This window comes from Azospirillum sp. UENF 111221, from assembly GCF_058780625.1.
The window spans coordinates 292,464-310,098 of record NZ_JBSNCH010000001.1; the positions used below are offsets into that span (position 1 = coordinate 292,464).

Here is a 17,635-nt window from a genome sequence, read left to right on the forward strand (position 1 = left end):
CCCCGAAGGACCGCTCATGACCAACACGGAAACCCAACGCCGGGACGGCCCGCTGGCCGGCGTGCGCGTTGTCGATCTCACCCACATGTTGGCCGGCCCCTACAGCACCTGGCTGCTCGGCGCGCTGGGCGCCGACGTCATCAAGATCGAGCGTCCGGGCAAGGGCGATTTCACCCGCGTCATCGCCCCGTTCAGCGACGACGAGAGCATTTACTTCATGAGCGTCAACCGCAACAAGCGGAGCCTTACGCTCAACTTGAAGGAGGAGAAGGGAAAGGAGATTTTCAGGCGCATCGTCGCCACCAGCGACGTGCTGGTGGAGAACAACCGGGCCGGCACGATGGACCGGCTGGGGCTGGGCTACGACGACCTGAAGCCGGTTAACCCGAAGCTGGTTTACGCCTCGATCTCCGGCTTCGGGCAGGATGGCCCCTACCGCCACCGGCCCTGCTTCGACGTGGTGGCACAGGCGATGTCCGGCATGATGAGCATCACCGGCGAGCCCGGCGGCCAGCCGGCCCGCGTCGGCGCCTCCATCGGCGACATCGGGTCGAGCCTGTTCGCCACCATCGGCATCCTGTCGGCCTTGCAGAAGCGGGCCGCCACCGGGGAGGGCAGCTTCGTCGACGTGGCGATGCTGGATTGCCAGCTGGCGCTGATGGAGAACGCCATCGCCCGCTATCTGAATGCCGGCGACGTGCCGCGGGCGCTGGGCAGCCGCCATCCGCTGATCGCGCCCTTCCAGTCCTTCCCCACCGCCGACAAGCCCATCGCCGTCTGCGTCGACACCAACGAGCAGTGGGAGCGGCTGGTCGGCGCCATGGGGCTGCAACATCTGCTCGCCGACCCGCGTTTCCTCACCGGCTCCCTCCGCAACGCCCATCACGCCGAGCTTGAGCCGCTGCTCGTTCCGGTCTTCGCCGGCCGCAGCCGCGACGAATGGCTGGAGCGGCTGGAGGCGGCGGACGTGCCGTCCAGCCCGATCAACAGCGTGGCCGACGCGCTGGTCGACCCGCAGGTGGTCCACCGCGGCATGGTGGTGGAGGTGCCGCCGAACTCCGGCAAGCGCTTCGCCGCCGTGCCGATCCACATGCAGGGCGCTCCGCTGGCGGCCGAGGCCCCGGCGCCGCGGCTGGGCGAGCACACCGACGCCATCCTGGCCGAGTTGGGCTTCGCCGCCGCCGAAATCGAGGCGTTGCGCAGCGCCGCGGTGGTGTGAGGATGGACGGGCGGACGCCGAAGGAGGGGGGCGGAAACGGGGCGCGTGCGGTGCTGGCGAAAATGCTTCATGATGGCATCGGATCCGCACCGTTGCACACCGCCCCGCCGCATATCGCCCCGATGACCCAGCCCCGCATGGCGCGCCGCCTTCCTCCACTCCTGGCACTCCGTGCCTTCGACGTCTTCGCCCGGCTGGGCACCGTGCGCGCCGCCGCCGACGAGCTGGCGGTGTCGCACACAGTGGTGTCCCGCCACATCCAGAACCTGGAGCAGTCCGTCGGCGTCAAGCTGGTGGCCAAGTCGGGGCGCGGCCTGTCCCTGACCCGCGAGGGCACCCGCTTCGCCGCCCAGATGCACCGCGCCTTCGATCTGATCGCCGACGCCAGCAACGAGCTGCGCAACGGCGGGATCGAGGCGGTGCACATCTGCTGCCTCGCCGGCCTGGCCTCGCGCCGCCTGCTCGGCCGGCTGCCGGATTTGGAAGCGGCGATGGACGGGCGCGAGGTGATTTTGCAACCGACCTCCGCCCGTCCCGACTTCAGCCGCGGCGAGGCCGATGTCGAAATCATGTATCTGGAGGATGGCGCCGCCGCCGTTGCCGAGGGGCTGCGCGCCGAGATGTTCGCAAAGCCGCGCATCCTCGCCATCGCCAGCCCGGAGTTCAAGGCGCGTTATCCCGACGTGCGGACCCCCGCCGATCTGGTCGGTCTGCCGCTGATCCACGAGCAGTCCACCGGCATGTGGGAGGCGTGGCTGGAGGAGGCAGGCGTCGGCGAGCTGCCGCGGCTGCGCGGCCCGCGCCTGTGGCAGGCCCATCTGACCATCGAGGCCGCCCGGCTCGGGCGTGGCGTGGCGCTGGTCAGCGACCTGCTGGTCATCGACACCCTCGCCAGCGGCGAGCTGGTGGAGATGGTGCGCAGCGACGTCACCATCGGCGGCTATTACCTGATCGCCCCGGCGCAGAAATGGAACACGCCGGTGATCGCGGCGATCCGCCAATGGCTGCGCGACGTTTTCCCTCCATCGGTGCCAGAACCGATCTCCTGACAGCCCGGTCTCCTGAATTTCACCATCCGGGGCGCCGCCGCCCGGCTCCCGGCCATCGCGGAACCCGACCATGCCCAACCACTCCCTGTTCGACCAACTGCTGAACCCGGCCACCGACCCGGCCCGCCTCGCCATCGAGACCGCGGACGGCGGGCGTCTCACCCATGGCGATCTGCGCGCCGCCACCGGCCGCATGGCGAACGCGCTGGTCGCCGCCGGCGTGCGCCCCGGCGACCGCGTCGCCGTGCAGGTCGAGAAGTCGGTCGAGGCGCTGGTGCTCTACCTCGCCTGCCTGCGGGCCGGGATGGTCTATCTGCCGCTGAACACCGCCTACACCCCGGCGGAGCTGGGCTATTTCGTCGGCGACGCCGAGCCGGCCCTGGTGGTCTGCGACCCGGCGCGTCTCGACGCCACCACGGCGCTGGCAGGGACCGTTGCGGTGCGCACGCTGGACGCGCGCGGGCAGGGCAGCCTGACCGAAACGGCGGCCGGACAGCCGGACGAGTTCGCCACCGTTGCGCGCGGGCCCGACGATCTGGCCGCCATCCTCTACACCTCGGGCACCACCGGGCGGTCGAAGGGGGCGATGCTGACGCAGGAGAACCTGCTGTCCAACGCGCGGGTGCTCCAGACCGAATGGCGCTTCGGGCCGGACGACGTGCTGCTGCACGCCCTGCCGATCTTCCACACCCACGGGCTGTTCGTCGCCTGCAACCTCGTGCTGCTGTCCGGCGCCTCGATGGTCCTGCTGCCGCGTTTCGACCCGGCCGACGTGCTGGCCCGGCTGCCGGCCGCCACGGTGATGATGGGGGTGCCGACCTTCTACACCCGCCTGCTCGGCCAGGAGGGGCTGACGCCCGAGGCCTGCCGGTCGATCCGCCTGTTCGTCTCCGGCTCCGCCCCGCTGCTGGCCGAGACCCACCGCGCCTGGGAGGAGCGCACCGGCCACCGCATCCTGGAGCGCTACGGCATGACCGAGAACCGGCATGCTGACCTCCAACCCGTATGACGGCGACCGCGTGGCCGGCACCGTCGGCTTCCCGCTGCCGGGCGTCGAGCTGCGCATCGCCGACCCGGCGACCGGCGCGCCGCTTGCCGGCGACGCCATCGGCGCCATCGAGGTGCGCGGTCCCAACGTCTTCAAGGGCTACTGGCGCATGCCGGAGAAGACGGCGTCGGAGTTCCGGCCGGACGGCTTCTTCATCACCGGCGACCTCGGCCGCATCGACGGCCGGGGCTATGTCCACATCGTCGGGCGCGGCAAGGACCTGATCATCAGCGGCGGCTTCAACGTCTATCCCAAGGAGGTCGAGGGCGAGATCGACGAGCTGCCCGGCGTTCTGGAAAGCGCCGTGATCGGCATCCCCCATCCCGATTTCGGCGAGGCCGTCGTCGCCGTCGTGGTTGCGGACGGCACCGCACCCGTCACCGAGGCCACCGTCGCCGCCGCCCTGAAGGACCGGCTCGCCCGCTACAAGCAGCCCAAGCGCGTGGTGGTGGTGGCCGAGCTGCCGCGCAACAGCATGGGCAAGGTGCAGAAGGCGCAGCTTCGCGATACCCACGCGGGGGTGTTCGGATGAGCGGCGCCGTCCTGCCGCCTCTTCCCACCGAAATCCTGACCTCCGGGCCTTTGCGGGTCGCGGAGGAATGGATCGACCTCTACGGCCACATGAACATGGCGCGCTATGTCGCCCTGTTCGACGAGGTCGGCTATGCGCTCCAAGAGCGCTGGGGGCTGGGGGAGACCTACACCGGCGAGACCCGGAAGGGGCTGTTCGTGGTCGACGTCGCCGTCAGCTACAAGCGGGAGCTGACCGCCGGCACGCCGCTGACGCTGGCGCTGCGGCTGCTGGAGGCCGACACCAAGCGTCTGGTCAGCCTGATGGAGCTGCGCCGCGGCGACGACGGCACGCTGGCCGCGACGATGGAGCAGCTGTCCGTCCACGCCGACCTGACGACGCGGCGGGTCGTCCCGTTCGATCCGCCGGTGGCGGAGCGCTTGCGCGATCTGGCGGCCGTCCATGGCGCGCTGCCGCTGCCGGCCGGTCACCGGCGCCGGCTGACCTGCCGGGGGTGAGGCCGGCGGCAGGAATTTTGCTGGCTATCAAAACAATACTGCCGCATGCAAGCTGTCCCACATCGGGAAGTCGTTGTCGGTGGACACAAGCATGGTCGGTCGTCTTGGCGTTTGGGTGGTGCGGACGCTGGCGGGCGTGGTCCTGCTGCTGCCGGGTGCCGGGGCTTCCGGACAGGAGATGCCGGGCGGGGCGGAGGCGATCACCGTCCTGACCTCCTTTCCCGCCGCCTTCTACGAGCCGGTGCGCGACGCGTTCGAGCAGGCCTATCCCGACCGGCGCCTGCATGTGATCAACACCAAGACCACCGCGGCGATCACCCAGTTGCAGGATCGCGTGGCGAAGGACGTCGACGTCTTCTGGGCATCGGCCCCCGACGCCTTCGAGGTGCTGAAGGCCGCCAGGCTGCTGGCGCCGGTGGCGCCGCGTCCGACCGGCGCCCCGGCGACCGTCGGCAACCAGCCCATCGACGACCCCGACGGCCTCTATCTCGGCTTCGCGCTGTCGGGATACGGGCTGATCTGGGACCAGTCCTATCTGGACCGGCATGGCCTCGCCGCCCCGTGCCGCTGGGAGGATCTGCGCCGGCCCGGCTATGCCCGGCATCTCGGCATCACCTCGCCGTCGCGCTCCGGCACCATGCATCTGATGGTGGAGACGGTGCTGCAACTGCATGGCTGGGAGCGCGGCTGGGCGACCTGGCTGGAGATCGCCGGCAATCTGGCGACGGTGACGGCGCGCAGCTATGGCGTGGTGGAAGGCGTCGGCAAGGGGCGCTTCGGCATCGGGCTCGCCATCGATTTCCTCGGGCAGGGGACAAGGCAGGAGTCCGGGCCGCGCGAGAGCGGGGAGTTGGGCACTCTGCGCTTTGCCTATCCGGCCGACGGCGTGTTCCTGCCGGCCAGCGTGGCGGTCCTGCGCACCGCCCCCAATCCGGCGGGGGCGAACCTGTTCATCGACTTCCTGCTGTCGCCGGCCGGGCAGGCCCTGATGCTGCGTCCCGACATCGGGCGGCTGCCGGTGCGGCCCGATGCCTATGCCGCCGCCCCCGCCGGCTATCCGGCCCCGTATGCGCGGGAGACCGGCGACGACCTGTTCCTCTTCGACCGCGCCTTGTCCGGCCGCCGCTATGAGCTGGTCAACCTGCTGTTCGACGAGCTGATCACCTTCCGCGTGAAGACGCTCAACCGGGTCTGGCACCTGATCCATCAGGGCGAGAGCCGTCTTGCGGCAACCCCCGATCCGACCGCGCGCGACCTGTTGCGCACCGCCCGCGAGGCGGCGACGACGATCCCGGTCGATGCCGCCCAGGCCATCGACCCGGCCTTCTCCACCGCCCTGCGCCGGCCGGCGCGCGGCATGCCGGTGTCCGCCCGGCAGGGCGATCTGGAGGAGGAGTGGCGCGCCTTCTCGCAGAATCAGTTGGAAACGGCGCTGTCGGCGGCGGAACGCGCGCTGGTGATCCTGCGCGCGGCGGCTGGCGAAGGGGTCTGGCCGTGAGTGCCGTGGCGACGCCCTCGTCCGGTGGCTTGTCCGGCCGGCCGGGCAACGGTGCGGGCAGGCTGCGCTTCGGCATCCGGGTCCGGCTGTTCCTCGCTTTCGTCGCGGTGGCCACCCTGTCGGTGGTGGCCTGCGCGCTCGGCTGGCTGTCCTACGACCGGCTGGGCGGCACGCTGGACGAGTTCGCCGAAAGCCATCTGCCGGCCCTGGGCGTGGCGGCCAAGCTGGCGGAGGAGGGCGGCGCCATCATCGCCACCGCCCCCATCCTGGCCGGCAGCCGGACCGAGGACGAGATGGACGCGATCCGCGACACGCTCGGCCGCCGCCTGACCACCCTGAGGGCGCTGACCGACGCCATCGAGGGCGGCGTTCCCGGCCTGCGCCCGGTGGTGGATTCGCTGGGCCGCAATCTGGCGGCGCTGGACGGCACGGTGCGCCAGCGGCTGGCGCTCGGCCGCCGGAACCAGGAGGCCATCGAGCGGCTGCGCTGGCTGCATGCCGATTTCCTCGACGAGATCGATCCGCTGGTCGCCGACGCCCGCTTCAACATCCAGAGCGCGCTCACCACGGTGGAGAGCGGGAAGCCGTCGGCCGATGCCGTCCGCATCCTGCGCGAGGAGAACCGGCGCAGCGAGGCGCTGTTGCAGATCGGCGCCAACGGAAACCTCGCGGTCGGGCTGGTCGCGCGGGCGGCGACGCTCGCCACGGCGGAGCTGCTCGACGACAATGCCGGCTTCCTGGACGAGACCGCCGACCGGCTGCAACGCGACCTGACGGCGCTGGCCGGCTGGGCGGACGGCGTCTCGCTGCGGCAACTGGTGGGCCAGCTTCTCGACCTCGCGCGTGGGGCCGACGGCAGCGTGCCGGCGCTGCGCCGGGAGGAGCTGGAGACGGCGGCGCGCGGACAGGCCCTGCTGGCGGAGAACCGCGACATCGTCGCCCGGCTGAACGGGCTGATCGCCCGGCAGGTCCAGGCGGTGGAGCAGGATTCCCGCGCCGCCGCCGCCCGCTCCGCCGGGGCGGTGGCGTTCGGCCGCTCCGCCCTGCTGGCGAGTGCGCTGGTCAGCCTGCTGGTGGCGGTGCTGGTGGCCTGGCTCTACGTCAACCGCAACCTGATCTCCCGCCTGACCCGGCTGGGCGATGCCGCCCGCGCCATCGCCGCCGGCGACCTCAAGGCCGACATTCCGCTCGGCGGCGGCGACGAGCTGTCGGACATGGCGGCGGCGCTGCTGGTCTTCCGCGACACCGCCATCGCGGTGGAGGAGGCGAACGCCCAGGCGATCATCGACAATGCCCAGGCCGGGCTGGCGATCACCGACGCGCAGGGCGTGATCGAGTTCGTCAACCCGCTCGCCGCAGCGCTGATCGCGCCGCCGCCCGGCGTCCGGGCCGGGGAGGGGGAGGCCGGGCGCCTTGCCGACCGGCTGGATGCGGAGGCCGCCGCCCGCCTTGCGGCCTTCTTCGCCCGGGCGCCGTTCGCTCAAGCACCCGACGGTGCAGGCGGTCCGGCGCCCACCCTGTCGATCCTGGCGACCGGGCGCCGTCCGGACGGCGGGGCGGTTCCGGTGCAGGTCGGCGTCCGTCCCTTCTGGCGGCGCCAGCGGCAGCGCTTCATCGTCACGCTCACCGACATGACCGAGCGGCTGGAGGCCCAGCATGTGCTGGAGCGCACGGTGCAGGAGCGCACCACCGACCTGCGCGCCACCAACGACCGGCTGGAGCGCGCCATCGCCGAACACCAGCGCACCGAACGCGAGCTGCGCGAGGCGCAGGCGGAGCTGGTGCAGGCCGGCAAGCTGGCGGCGCTCGGCCAGCTTGCCGCCGGGGTCGGGCACGAGCTGAACCAGCCGCTCGCCGCCATCCGGTCCTACGCCCACAACGGCCGCAAGCTGATCGGGCTGGGCCGGGTTGAGGAGGCCGAGGGCAATCTCGGCAAGATCGCCGACCTGACGGCCCGCATGGCGAACATCACCAACCACCTGAAGCGCTTCGCCCGCCGTCCCGACAGCCGGCTGGGGGCCGTGGAGTTGGCGCCGGTGATCCAGGGTGCCCTGTCGCTGTTCGGCAACCGCCTGCGCGAGGAGGCGGTCGCGGTCGAGCTGGCGCTGCCGGACGCCGACCCCGCCTCCGGCACGCCCTTGCGGGTCCGCGCCGAGGAGGTGCGGCTGGAGCAGGTGCTGGTCAATCTGCTGAGCAACGCGCTGGACGCCGTGGCCGGCGCGCCGGTGCGCCGCATCCTGATCCGCGCAGAGGTCGTGGAGGAGGGGGAGGAGAGCGGGGGCGAGGAGGGCGGCGCCGTCCGCATCGAGGTGCGGGACAGCGGCTCCGGCATCGCCGCCGATCCGGTCGCCCAGAATCTTCGATCCCTTCTTCACCACCAAGCCGGTGGGGACGGGGCTGGGTCTCGGCCTGTCGATCTCCTACAACATCGTCCGCGACTTCGGCGGCGTGCTGTCGGTGGCCGAGAGCGGCCCCGATGGAACCGCCTTCGTCCTCACCCTGACCCGTGCGTGAAAGTCTTGCCCATGACCGTCCTGCTGATCGACGACGACCCGGAAGTGCTCGATTCCAGCCGCCGAACGCTGGAGCTGGAGGGCTTCGCCGTCGAAGCGGTGACGGAGCCGGAGGCCGGGCTGGCCCGGCTCGGCGCCTCCTGGCCCGGCGTGGTGGTGACCGACGTGCGCATGCCGGGGATGGACGGCTTCGCCCTGCTGGAGCGGGTGCGCGCGGCGGATGCCGAGGTGCCGGTGGTGCTGGTCACCGGCCATGGCGACATCGCCATGGCGATGCGCGCGGTCCGCGAGGGCGCCTACGACTTCATCGAGAAGCCGGCCGAGCCCGACCATCTGGTCGAGGTGGTGCGGCGCGCGCTCGCCCATCGCGGGCTGGTGCTGGAGAACCGCCGCCTGCGGGCGCAGCTGGCGGAGGGCGGGCCGGAGGGGCGGATCATCGGCCGGTCCCCGGCCATCGAGCATCTGCGGGCCGCCGTGGCGAACCTCGCCGACGCCGAGGTCGATGTCCTGCTGTTCGGCGAGACCGGGACGGGGAAGGAGCTGGTCGCCCGCAGCCTGCACGAGGGCGGCCGGCGGCGCGCCGGCAATTTCGTGGCGCTGAACTGCGGCGCCATGCCCGACACCATCATCGAGAGCGAGCTGTTCGGGCATGAGCCGGGCGCCTTCACCGGGGCGCAGGGGCGGCGCATCGGCAAGCTGGAATATGCGGCGGGCGGCACCCTGTTCCTCGACGAGATCGAGAGCATGCCGATGCATCTCCAGGTCAAGCTGCTGCGCGTGTTGCAGGAGCGGGCCATCGAGCGGATCGGCGGCAACCGGACGATCCAGCTGGACCTGCGGGTGGTGGCGGCGACCAAGGTGGATCTGCTGCGGCTGGCGGCGGAGGGGAAGTTCCGCGAGGATCTCTATTACCGCCTGAACGTCGTCACAGTGCCGCTGCCGCCCTTGCGCGAACGGCGCGGCGACGTGGCGCTGCTGTTCCGCCATTTCCTCGACGCGGCCCTGGCGCGGTCGCGCCGGACGCCGCCGCCGCTCGATCCTGTCCTGCTGGCGCGCCTCGCCGCCCATGGCTGGCCCGGCAATGTCCGCGAGCTGCGCAATGTCGCCGAGCGGGTGGCGCTCGGGCTGGGCGACGGGCTGGCCACGGTCGGCGCTTCCGCCGCATCTGCCGGCATGACGGAATCGGCGGAGATCGAGCCGCTGGCCGACCAGCTTGACCGCGTCGAGAAGCAGCTGATCGAGGATGCGCTGGCCCGTTGCGGCGGCCGGGTCGGCGAGACGGCGGAACGGCTGGGGATCACCCGCAAGACGCTGTACCTGAAGATGCGCCACCACGGGCTGAGCCGGGACGATTTCGCGGAGGAGTGAAAAAGCAGGGGCTGGAATGTTCCCCGCATTACCCAGTCGCCTCCGCCGATGTTCCCGTCCTGACCCATCGATGATGTGCGAAGCCAGAGCGTGCAAGGGCTGACCGTCTGGCATGCCGATTGCTGAATGGGCGAGCATAAGACATCAAGGGAGGGACAACACCCATGCTTCGCACCTCGCGCAACCTGCGCAACGCCGCCGCCGCCCTGGGCGTCCTGCTGCTGTCCGGCACCGCCGCCTTCGCGCAGGATGCCAGCGGCAAGCTCGTCATCGTCACCTCTTTCCCCAAGGACATGACGACCGCCTTCCAACAGGCCTACCAGAAGGCCAACCCCAAGGTCACGGTCGAGATCCTGAACCGCAACACCAACGCGGGCGTGAAGTATCTGCAGGAAACCGCGTCCAACAACGGCGTCGACCTGTTCTGGGCGTCGGCCCCCGACGCCTTCGAGGTGCTGAAGGGCGCCGGGCTGCTCCAGCCCTACAAGCCCAAGGTGGAAGGGATCCCCGAGAAGGTCGGCGCCTATCCGGTCAACGATCCCGAGGGCATGTATGCCGGCTTCGCCGCGTCCGGCTACGGCATCATGTGGAACAGCCGCTACATGAAGGCCAACGATCTGCCGATCCCCAAGGAATGGGCCGACCTGACCAAGCCCGCCTATTACGACCATGTCGCGATCTCCGCCCCGTCGCGCTCCGGCACGACGCACCTGACCATCGAGACGATCCTCCAGGGCGAGGGCTGGGAAAAGGGCTGGCGCACCAACAAGGAGATGGCCGGCAACTACCGCACCATCACCGAGCGCAGCTTCGGCGTGCCGGACGGGGTGAATTCCGGCGCCTTCGGCGTCGGCATCGTCATCGACTTCTTCGCGTTGTCGTCGCAGGCCTCGGGCTTCCCGGTGGAGTTCGTCTATCCGACCGTCACCACCATCGTCCCGGCCAATGTCGGCGTCGTGAAGAACGCCCCCAACAAGGCCGCCGCCGAAGGCTTCGTCGACTTCCTGCTGTCGCCCAAGGGGCAGGAGGTTCTGCTGGAACCGGCGATCCGCCGCCTGCCGGTCAACCCGGTCACCTACGAGAAGGCCCCCGCCGGCTATCCCAACCCGTTCAAGGACAAGTCGCTGGGCTCGCAGGTGAACTTCGACGTCAACGTCTCGCAGGCCCGCTACAACGTGGTGGACGCGCTGTTCGACCAGCTCGTCACCTTCCAGCTCGACGACCTCAAGGCGGCGACCCAGGCGATCCACAAGGCCGAGGCGGCGCTCGCCAAGAAGCCGAACGACAAGGCCAAGGCCCTGCTGGGCGAGGCGCGCGACCTCGTCGCCGCCATGCCGGTGACGGCGGAGCAGGCCGCCGATCCGCAACTGGCCGGCGCCTTCACGGTGGAACGCAAGTCGGCCAAGGACGCTGTGCCGGAGCGCCAAGCGCAGGTCGAGCAGAAGTGGGCCGCCTTCGCCAAGGAGAACTACGCCAACGCCCGCAAGAAGGCCGACGAGGCGGCTGCCCTGGCGCGTTGAGCCTGATGCGCTGACGCTGGTTGCGTCCAGCCTAGGGGGGCGCTCCAAGAGCGTCCCCTCCTTTCTCCTCAGCCGACAGGCCTTTCCATGACGTCACTTGCGCTCACGCGCGACCGCATCGCGCGCGTGCGGCCGGGGCCGGCGCTGGCCGCGCTGCTGATCGCCGCATTCCTGCTGCTGTTCCTGGTCGTTCCGGTCGTCCAGGTCATCTTCGTCGCCTTCCAGGACAAGACGACCGGGGCCTTCACCCTGGTGAACTTCGCCGACTTCTTCCAGAACGACCTGTTCATGCGGTCGTTCGGGAACTCCTTCTACGTCTCTGCGATGTCGGTGGTGGTGGCGAGCCTGCTGGCGCTGCCGCTGGCTTACCTGACCACGCGCTTCGAGTTCCGCGGCTCGGTGCTGATCCAGAGCCTGGGCATCATCCCGCTGATCATGCCGCCCTTCATCGGCGCGGTGGCGATGCAGCTGCTGTTCGGGCGCAACGGCTCGGTCAACCTGCTGCTGCGCGACCATTTCGGCTTCTCGATCCCCTTCATGGAGGGGCTGAACGGCGTCATCTTCGTCCAGAGCATCCATTATTTCCCCTTCATCCTGATCAACCTGTCGGCCAGCCTGAAGAACATCGACCGGGCGATGGAGGAATCGGCGCAGAATCTCGGCTGCCACGGCTTCCGCCTGTTCCGCCGTATCGTCTTCCCGCTTGCGATGCCGGGCTACGTCGCCGGCGCCTCGCTGGTCTTCATCAAGGTGTTCGACGATCTCGGCACGCCGCTCCTGCTGAACGTCAACGACATGCTGGCGCCGCAGGCCTACCTGCGCATCTCCTCCATCGGCATCGCCGATCCGATGGGCTACGTCATCTCGGTCGTGCTGATCGCCTGCTCGCTGCTGGCCTTGTGGGTGTCGGCGCTGGCGATGCGCGGCAAGGACTACGCCACCGTGCAGCGTGGCGGCGGCGGTCTTGCCAAGCGGCGCCTGAAGCCGCTGGAGATGGTGGCGGCCTACGGCATCGTGCTGCTGATCCTGGTGCTGGTGCTGGCGCCGCATGTCGGGCTCGGCCTGTTGTCCTTCGCCACCATCTGGTCCTTCAGTCCGCTGCCCGACGCCTTCACCCTGAAGCACTACCACACCGTCTTTTCCGAGAGCGGGCAGTACATCACCAACACGCTGCTCTACGCCTCGCTGGCGGCACTGCTCGACGTGGTGATCGGCACGGCCATTGCCTATCTGGTCCTGCGCACCAAGCTGCCGGGCCGACAATGGCTGGACTACATCGCGATGGCGGCGCTGGCAGTGCCGGGCGTCGTGCTGGGCATCGGCTATCTGCGCAGCTTCTACGGCCTGCCGATGCCCTTCACCGGCCAGCCGCTGTCCAACTTCTGGCTGATCCTGGTCTTCGCGCTGGCGATCCGCCGCCTGCCCTACGCGCTGCGCGCCTGCACCGCCGCCTTGCAGCAGGTCAGCTCCTCGCTGGAGGAGGCGGCCGAGAGATCTCGGCGCCACCAAGCTGCGGACGGTCGGGCGCATCGTCGTGCCGCTGATGTCCGGCGGCATCCTGGCCGGCTTCGTCACCAGCTTCGCCACCGCGGCGGTCGAGCTGTCGGCGACCATCATGCTGGTGCATTCGCAGAGCGACGCGCCGCTGGCCTACGGCCTCTACGTCTACATGCAGTCGGCGGCCGGCCGCGGTCCGGGGGCGGCGCTCGGCATCTTCGCCGTCATCATCGTCGGGCTCGGCACCTATCTGTCGCACGTCGTCATCGAGCGCGGCCGCCGCGACCGCGGCCAGGACCACTGAGGGAAACCATCGTCATGAACCACCAGTTTTCCCCGGCTGCGCTCGCCGCCCAGATCGAGAGCGTCGGCGTCGACATCGAGGGCGTCAACCTGTCCTACGGCAGCAACCATGTGCTGAAGGACGTGAACCTCGCCATCAAGCCGGGCGAGTTCTTCGCCTTTCTCGGCCCGTCCGGCTGCGGCAAGACCACGCTCTTGCGGCTGATCGCCGGCTTCAACACCGCCCAGCGCGGCGAGGTCCGCATCGGCGGACGCGACATCTCCGGCCTGCCGCCGCACCGGCGCGACGTCGGCATGGTGTTCCAGAGCTACGCGCTCTGGCCGCACATGACCGTCCGCCGCAACGTCGCCTTCGGGCTGGAGGAGCGCCGTGTCCCCCGCGCCGAGATCGAGCGGCGGGTGGACGCCGCGCTGGAGCTGGTCGGGCTGAAGCATCTGGCCGACCGCCGCCCCTCGCAGTTGTCGGGCGGCCAGCAGCAGCGCGTGGCACTGGCGCGCACCGTGGTGATCGAGCCGAAGATCCTGCTGCTCGACGAGCCTTTGTCGAACCTCGACGCCAAGCTGCGCGTGCAGATGCGCCAGGAGCTGCTGAGCCTGCAACGCAAGCTCGGCCTGACCACCATCTTCGTCACCCACGATCAGGAGGAGGCCAACACGATCTGCGACCGCATCGCGGTGATGGAGGACGGGCGGGTGCAGCAGGTCGGCACCCCGCAGGATCTCTACGACCATCCGGCCAACCTGTTCGTCGCCGGCTTCCTCGGCACCGCCAATGTGCTGGACGGCGCGGTGCGGGACGACGGGGCCGGGGGCCGCGCCTTCGTCGGCACCGGCTTCACCCCGGTGGCGCTGCCGGCGGCGGGCGTTGAGACTGGGGCCGGGGGCAAGCTGATGTTCCGGCCGCAGAACCTCGCCATCCGCGCCGATGGCCAGCCGCCGGCGCCCGGACATGCCCGGCTGACCGGCACCGTCCGCCACCGCGAATTCCTCGGCGCGTCGATCCGCTATGCGGTGGATGTCGGCGGGCAGCTGGTTCAGGTGGACGCGCCGCATCAGGCGGGCGATGCTCTGCTCCCCCCGGATGCCCCGATCATCCTCGACCTCGCGGCCGACAAGGCCCGCTTCCTCCGCCAGTAAGGTGCCGCAACCGTGACCGATACCGTGAACCGCCCCACCATCCGCGCCGTCGCCTTCGACCTCGACGGCACGCTGGTGGACAGCGTGGCCGACCTGATGCATGCCTCCAACGCCCTGCTGGCCGAGCTGGGGCGCCCGCCGGTCGATCTGGCGGCGGTGCGCTCCTTCGTCGGCGACGGAGCGCCCAAGCTGGTCGAGCGCGTGCTGGCCGCCACCGGCGGGGTTCCGGCTGCGGACGAGACCGCCCGCTGCGTCAAGCGCTTCCTGGCGATCTACGAGGCCGACCCCAGCGCCCACAGCACGCTCTACCCCGGCGTCGCCGAAACGCTGGGCCGGCTGGCGGAGGCCGGGCTGCGGCTCGGCGTCTGCACCAACAAGCCGATGGCGGCGACCCTGCGGCTGCTCGACGATCTGGGCATCGCCGGCCGCTTCGCCGCGGTGGTCGGCGGCGACAGCTACCCGACCCGCAAGCCGTCGCCGGAGCCGGTGCTGGGGCTGCTGGAGCGGCTGGAGGTCACACCGGCGGAGACCGTCTTCGTCGGCGACAACGAGCATGACGTGGCAGCCGCCCGCGCCGCTGGGGTGGCGCGGGTGCTGGTGGTGCCCTACGGCTACGCCCGCGTCCCGCTCGACGGCCTGCCGCATGACGGCATCCTCGGCGGCTTCGCCGATCTGGCGGAGCGGCTGTCATGCTGAGGTCGGTGATCTTCTGCCGGCACGGCGAGACGGAGAGCAATCTCGGCGGCTGGCTCGCCGGCTCCAAGGACGTGGCGCTGACCGAGCGGGGCCGGGCGCAGGCGCAGGAGGCCGCCGCGAGCCTGCGCGCCGGAGGACAGTCGGTGGCTGCGGTCCACAGCAGCCCGCAGCGCCGGGCGCTGGAGACGGCGGGCATCCTGGCGGAGGCGCTGGGCGTTCCGGTGATTCCCGTGGCTGGGCTGGAGGAGCGGCGCTGGGGCGATCTCGAAGGCGGCGCCATCCCGGCCGACCTGCTGCGGGAGGAGGTTCCGAACGGCGAAAGCCTGACCGGCTTCCGCGCCCGCGTCACCGAGGCGCTCGACGGGCTGCCGGTGCCCGGCGACGGCGGCCCGCTGCTGGTCGTCGCCCATGCCGGCACCTGGCCGGTGCTCTGCCGCTGGATGGGGGTCGAGTCCGACCTGCTGTGGCCGCCCAACGCATCGCCCGTCACCCTGACGCGGGAGGGGGTGGCGGCCCTGTGAGCGACCGTGTGAGCGGCCCTGCGAGCGGATGCCGGGCAAAACAGGAGTCGCCAAGCAATCCGTCCTTGTCATAGTATGGACGCACATATCTGTCCGACGTCACGCCAGGGGGCCGCAGCTGGGTTTCAGCGGGTCCCGACGTGATGGAGCGGGCCGGAGCAATGGCGCTCCAATCCGGGCCGACCGCCCTGATTGGGGCTTTTTTTGTTTTATTTTCAACCGGACAGCTGCCGGTTGGCCTGGGTGTGGATTACGGCTGCGAGTTCGACGAAGAGGTGGATGCAGATGGAGTGTACCCCCAAGAGCGGTGAACCATGGCGGGTCGGCGTGCTGTTCTCGCAGACCGGGGTCACGGCGGGAATCGAACGCACCCAGCTCCAGGGCACGCTGATGGCGATCGAGGAGATCAATGCCGGCGGCGGGGTCAACGGCCGGGAGATCCTGCCCATCGTCGAGGATCCGCGGTCCGACCCGGCGCTGTTCGCGGCACTCGCCGAGCGGCTGATGACCGAGGAGCGGGTCGGCGTCCTGTTCGGCTGCTACATGTCGAGCACGCGCAAGGCGATCCTGCCGGTGGTGGAGCGGCGCAACGGGCTGCTGCTCTATTCGACCCTCTATGAGGGGTTCGAGTGCTCGCGCAATGTCATCTACACCGGCGCCGCCCCCAACCAGAATGGTCGGCAGCTGGCCGACTATCTGACGCGGGAGTATGGCAGCCGTGTCTACATGGTGGGATCGGACTACATCTATCCCTATGAATCCAGCCGGATCATGCGGGATCTGGTGCTCCAGCGGTCGGGCAAGATCCTGGCGGAGAAATATCTGCCGCTGAATGCGACGCAGAAGGCATTCGCCCCGGTCATCCGCGACATCCGGCGCAAGGAGCCGGACTTCATCTTCTCCACGGTGGTCGGCGCCGCCACCGCCCATCTCTACCACGCCTATGCCGAGGCCGGGTTCGACCCGGCGCGGATGCCGATTGCCAGCCTGACCACCAGCGAGGCGGAAATCAGCGACATCGGCGTCGCCGCCTCGCGCGGGCATGTCACCGCCGCTCCCTATTTCGATTCCATCGACAGCGAGGCCAACCGCCGCTTCGTCGCCCGCTACCGCGAGCGGTTCGGGGAGCATGAGCGGACCAACGCGTCGTGCGAGGCCGCCTATTTCCAGGTCCATCTGTTCGCCCAGGCCCTGCGCATCGCCAACTGCATGGACACCGACCGGCTGCGCGACGCCATCTTCGGGCAGGAATTCGATGCGCCGCAGGGGCGGGTGCGGATCGATCCCGACAACAACCACACCTACCTGTGGCCGCGCGTCGGCCGGGTCGATGCGGATGGCCGGTTCGAGATCGTCGCGGAGTCGCCGGTGGCGATGAAGCCCGATCCATATCTGGTGGATCACAACGCTGCCGGCGATGCGGACATCCGCTGGCGGCGGCAGGCCACGGTCTGACCGCAAACGGGGCGAACGCCGCATGTCGATCAACCTGCTCCGCGACATCCGTTCCTTTCGCGTGGTGGTCATCCACCCGCAGGACGCCGAGGCGGAGGAGCTGCTGCGCCAGCTCCACCGCATCGGCTGCCAAGCCCGGTCCGAATGGCCGCCGCCCAAGGACCGCCCCAGCGGCGTCGACCTGATCTTCCTCGACATGACCCAACTGCTGTCGGGGCAGGGACGGCTGTCCTGGTCCAGCGCCGACGACGGGCCGCCCATCGTCGCCGTGCTGGATTACGAAAGCCCGACCGTGCTGAAGGCTCTGGTCGATTACGGAGTGCGCGGCTTCGTCAGCAAGCCGATCCGCGCCTTCGGCCTGCTGACCACCATGTTCATGGCCCACCGTGCCGCGGAGGGCGAGCGCGGCATGCGCAAGCGCCTGCACAAGGTCGAGCAGCGGCTGGACGGCATCAAGAAGGTCAGCAAGGCCAAGGCGATCCTGATCGAGCAGCGCCGCATCACCGAGGAGGAGGCCTATCGCTTCATCCGCGAGCGCGCCATGGCCCGGCGGACGACCATCGAGGCGGTCGCCGCCGCCATCATCGACGCCAGCGAAATGCTCATGGCAGAAAATCCGAGCCGCTGACCATTTTTGATGTTGACGGTGAGGCAGCGCACTGTGCATCTTACTAAGCAAGTGAAGCAAATCGCCCGCGTCCGCCAATGATGTCGGATCGACGGGCAGGCGATGAAGCCCCTGAAGGTGTCACAGCCTTGCCGGGGCTTTTTTTGTGCTTGAA

At 70.0% G+C, this 17,635-nt stretch carries 11 protein-coding genes and 1 pseudogene; all 12 read left to right on the forward strand.

Going from position 1 to position 17,635, the window contains the following annotated elements; genetic code table 11:
* Positions 1 to 16: 16 nt before the first annotated feature.
* The 12 genes and pseudogenes from ACWPN3_RS01255 (at position 17) to ACWPN3_RS01310 (ending at position 17,481) form a co-directional block, all read left to right on the forward strand.
* On the forward strand, positions 17 to 1,219 hold the full coding sequence (locus tag ACWPN3_RS01255; protein ID WP_492242236.1) for a CaiB/BaiF CoA transferase family protein: 1,203 nt from the start codon (positions 17 to 19) through the stop codon (positions 1,217 to 1,219).
* A 122-nt stretch (positions 1,220 to 1,341) separates the two neighbouring features.
* The gene (locus tag ACWPN3_RS01260; protein ID WP_492242235.1) at positions 1,342 to 2,268 is read left to right on the forward strand and encodes a LysR substrate-binding domain-containing protein; all 927 of its coding nucleotides are present in this window, start codon (positions 1,342 to 1,344) and stop codon (positions 2,266 to 2,268) included.
* A gap of 70 nt (positions 2,269 to 2,338) precedes the next feature.
* A pseudogene (locus ACWPN3_RS01265) lies at positions 2,339 to 3,848 on the forward strand (malonate--CoA ligase).
* Complete coding sequence (locus ACWPN3_RS01270) at positions 3,845 to 4,345, forward strand: thioesterase family protein (protein ID WP_492242234.1); 501 nt, start codon at positions 3,845 to 3,847, stop codon at positions 4,343 to 4,345. The pseudogene ACWPN3_RS01265 and the gene ACWPN3_RS01270 overlap by 4 nt, the downstream one beginning before the upstream one ends.
* A 91-nt stretch (positions 4,346 to 4,436) precedes the next feature.
* On the forward strand, positions 4,437 to 5,843 hold the full coding sequence (locus ACWPN3_RS01275; RefSeq protein ID WP_492242233.1) for an ABC transporter substrate-binding protein: 1,407 nt from the start codon (positions 4,437 to 4,439) through the stop codon (positions 5,841 to 5,843).
* Positions 5,840 to 9,724: a sigma 54-interacting transcriptional regulator gene (locus ACWPN3_RS01280; protein WP_492261010.1), complete on the forward strand. Its 3,885-nt coding sequence runs from the start codon at positions 5,840 to 5,842 to the stop codon at positions 9,722 to 9,724. The genes ACWPN3_RS01275 and ACWPN3_RS01280 overlap by 4 nt, the downstream gene beginning before the upstream one ends.
* Before the next feature lie 164 nt (positions 9,725 to 9,888).
* Positions 9,889 to 11,244 (forward strand): extracellular solute-binding protein, encoded by a 1,356-nt coding sequence (locus tag ACWPN3_RS01285; protein ID WP_109446914.1) that lies wholly within the window; start codon positions 9,889 to 9,891, stop codon positions 11,242 to 11,244.
* A gap of 87 nt (positions 11,245 to 11,331) precedes the next feature.
* The gene (locus tag ACWPN3_RS01290) at positions 11,332 to 14,181 is read left to right on the forward strand and encodes an ATP-binding cassette domain-containing protein (RefSeq protein ID WP_492261011.1); all 2,850 of its coding nucleotides are present in this window, start codon (positions 11,332 to 11,334) and stop codon (positions 14,179 to 14,181) included.
* Between the two features lie 12 nt (positions 14,182 to 14,193).
* Complete coding sequence (gph, locus tag ACWPN3_RS01295; RefSeq protein WP_492242228.1) at positions 14,194 to 14,877, forward strand: phosphoglycolate phosphatase; 684 nt, start codon at positions 14,194 to 14,196, stop codon at positions 14,875 to 14,877.
* Positions 14,871 to 15,398 carry a histidine phosphatase family protein gene (locus ACWPN3_RS01300; protein WP_492242227.1) on the forward strand — a complete coding sequence of 176 codons (528 nt, stop codon included), beginning with the start codon at positions 14,871 to 14,873 and terminating at the stop codon, positions 15,396 to 15,398. Before gph ends, ACWPN3_RS01300 begins: the two co-directional genes overlap by 7 nt.
* 285 nt (positions 15,399 to 15,683) lie before the next feature.
* Positions 15,684 to 16,853 carry a transporter substrate-binding domain-containing protein gene (locus tag ACWPN3_RS01305; RefSeq protein ID WP_109452788.1) on the forward strand — a complete coding sequence of 390 codons (1,170 nt, stop codon included), beginning with the start codon at positions 15,684 to 15,686 and terminating at the stop codon, positions 16,851 to 16,853.
* 22 nt (positions 16,854 to 16,875) lie between these two features.
* Positions 16,876 to 17,481: an ANTAR domain-containing response regulator gene (locus ACWPN3_RS01310; RefSeq protein ID WP_158285391.1), complete on the forward strand. Its 606-nt coding sequence runs from the start codon at positions 16,876 to 16,878 to the stop codon at positions 17,479 to 17,481.
* Positions 17,482 to 17,635: the final 154 nt, after the last annotated feature.

Coding starts and splice junctions, on each gene's coding strand:
- ACWPN3_RS01255 (WP_492242236.1), top strand. CDS start 17: ATGACCAACACGGAAACCCAACGCCGGGACGGCCCGCTGGCCGGCGTG.
- ACWPN3_RS01260 (WP_492242235.1), top strand. CDS start 1,342: ATGACCCAGCCCCGCATGGCGCGCCGCCTTCCTCCACTCCTGGCACTC.
- ACWPN3_RS01270 (WP_492242234.1), top strand. CDS start 3,845: ATGAGCGGCGCCGTCCTGCCGCCTCTTCCCACCGAAATCCTGACCTCC.
- ACWPN3_RS01275 (WP_492242233.1), top strand. CDS start 4,437: ATGGTCGGTCGTCTTGGCGTTTGGGTGGTGCGGACGCTGGCGGGCGTG.
- ACWPN3_RS01285 (WP_109446914.1), top strand. CDS start 9,889: ATGCTTCGCACCTCGCGCAACCTGCGCAACGCCGCCGCCGCCCTGGGC.
- ACWPN3_RS01290 (WP_492261011.1), top strand. CDS start 11,332: ATGACGTCACTTGCGCTCACGCGCGACCGCATCGCGCGCGTGCGGCCG.
- ACWPN3_RS01300 (WP_492242227.1), top strand. CDS start 14,871: ATGCTGAGGTCGGTGATCTTCTGCCGGCACGGCGAGACGGAGAGCAAT.
- ACWPN3_RS01305 (WP_109452788.1), top strand. CDS start 15,684: ATGGAGTGTACCCCCAAGAGCGGTGAACCATGGCGGGTCGGCGTGCTG.
- ACWPN3_RS01310 (WP_158285391.1), top strand. CDS start 16,876: ATGTCGATCAACCTGCTCCGCGACATCCGTTCCTTTCGCGTGGTGGTC.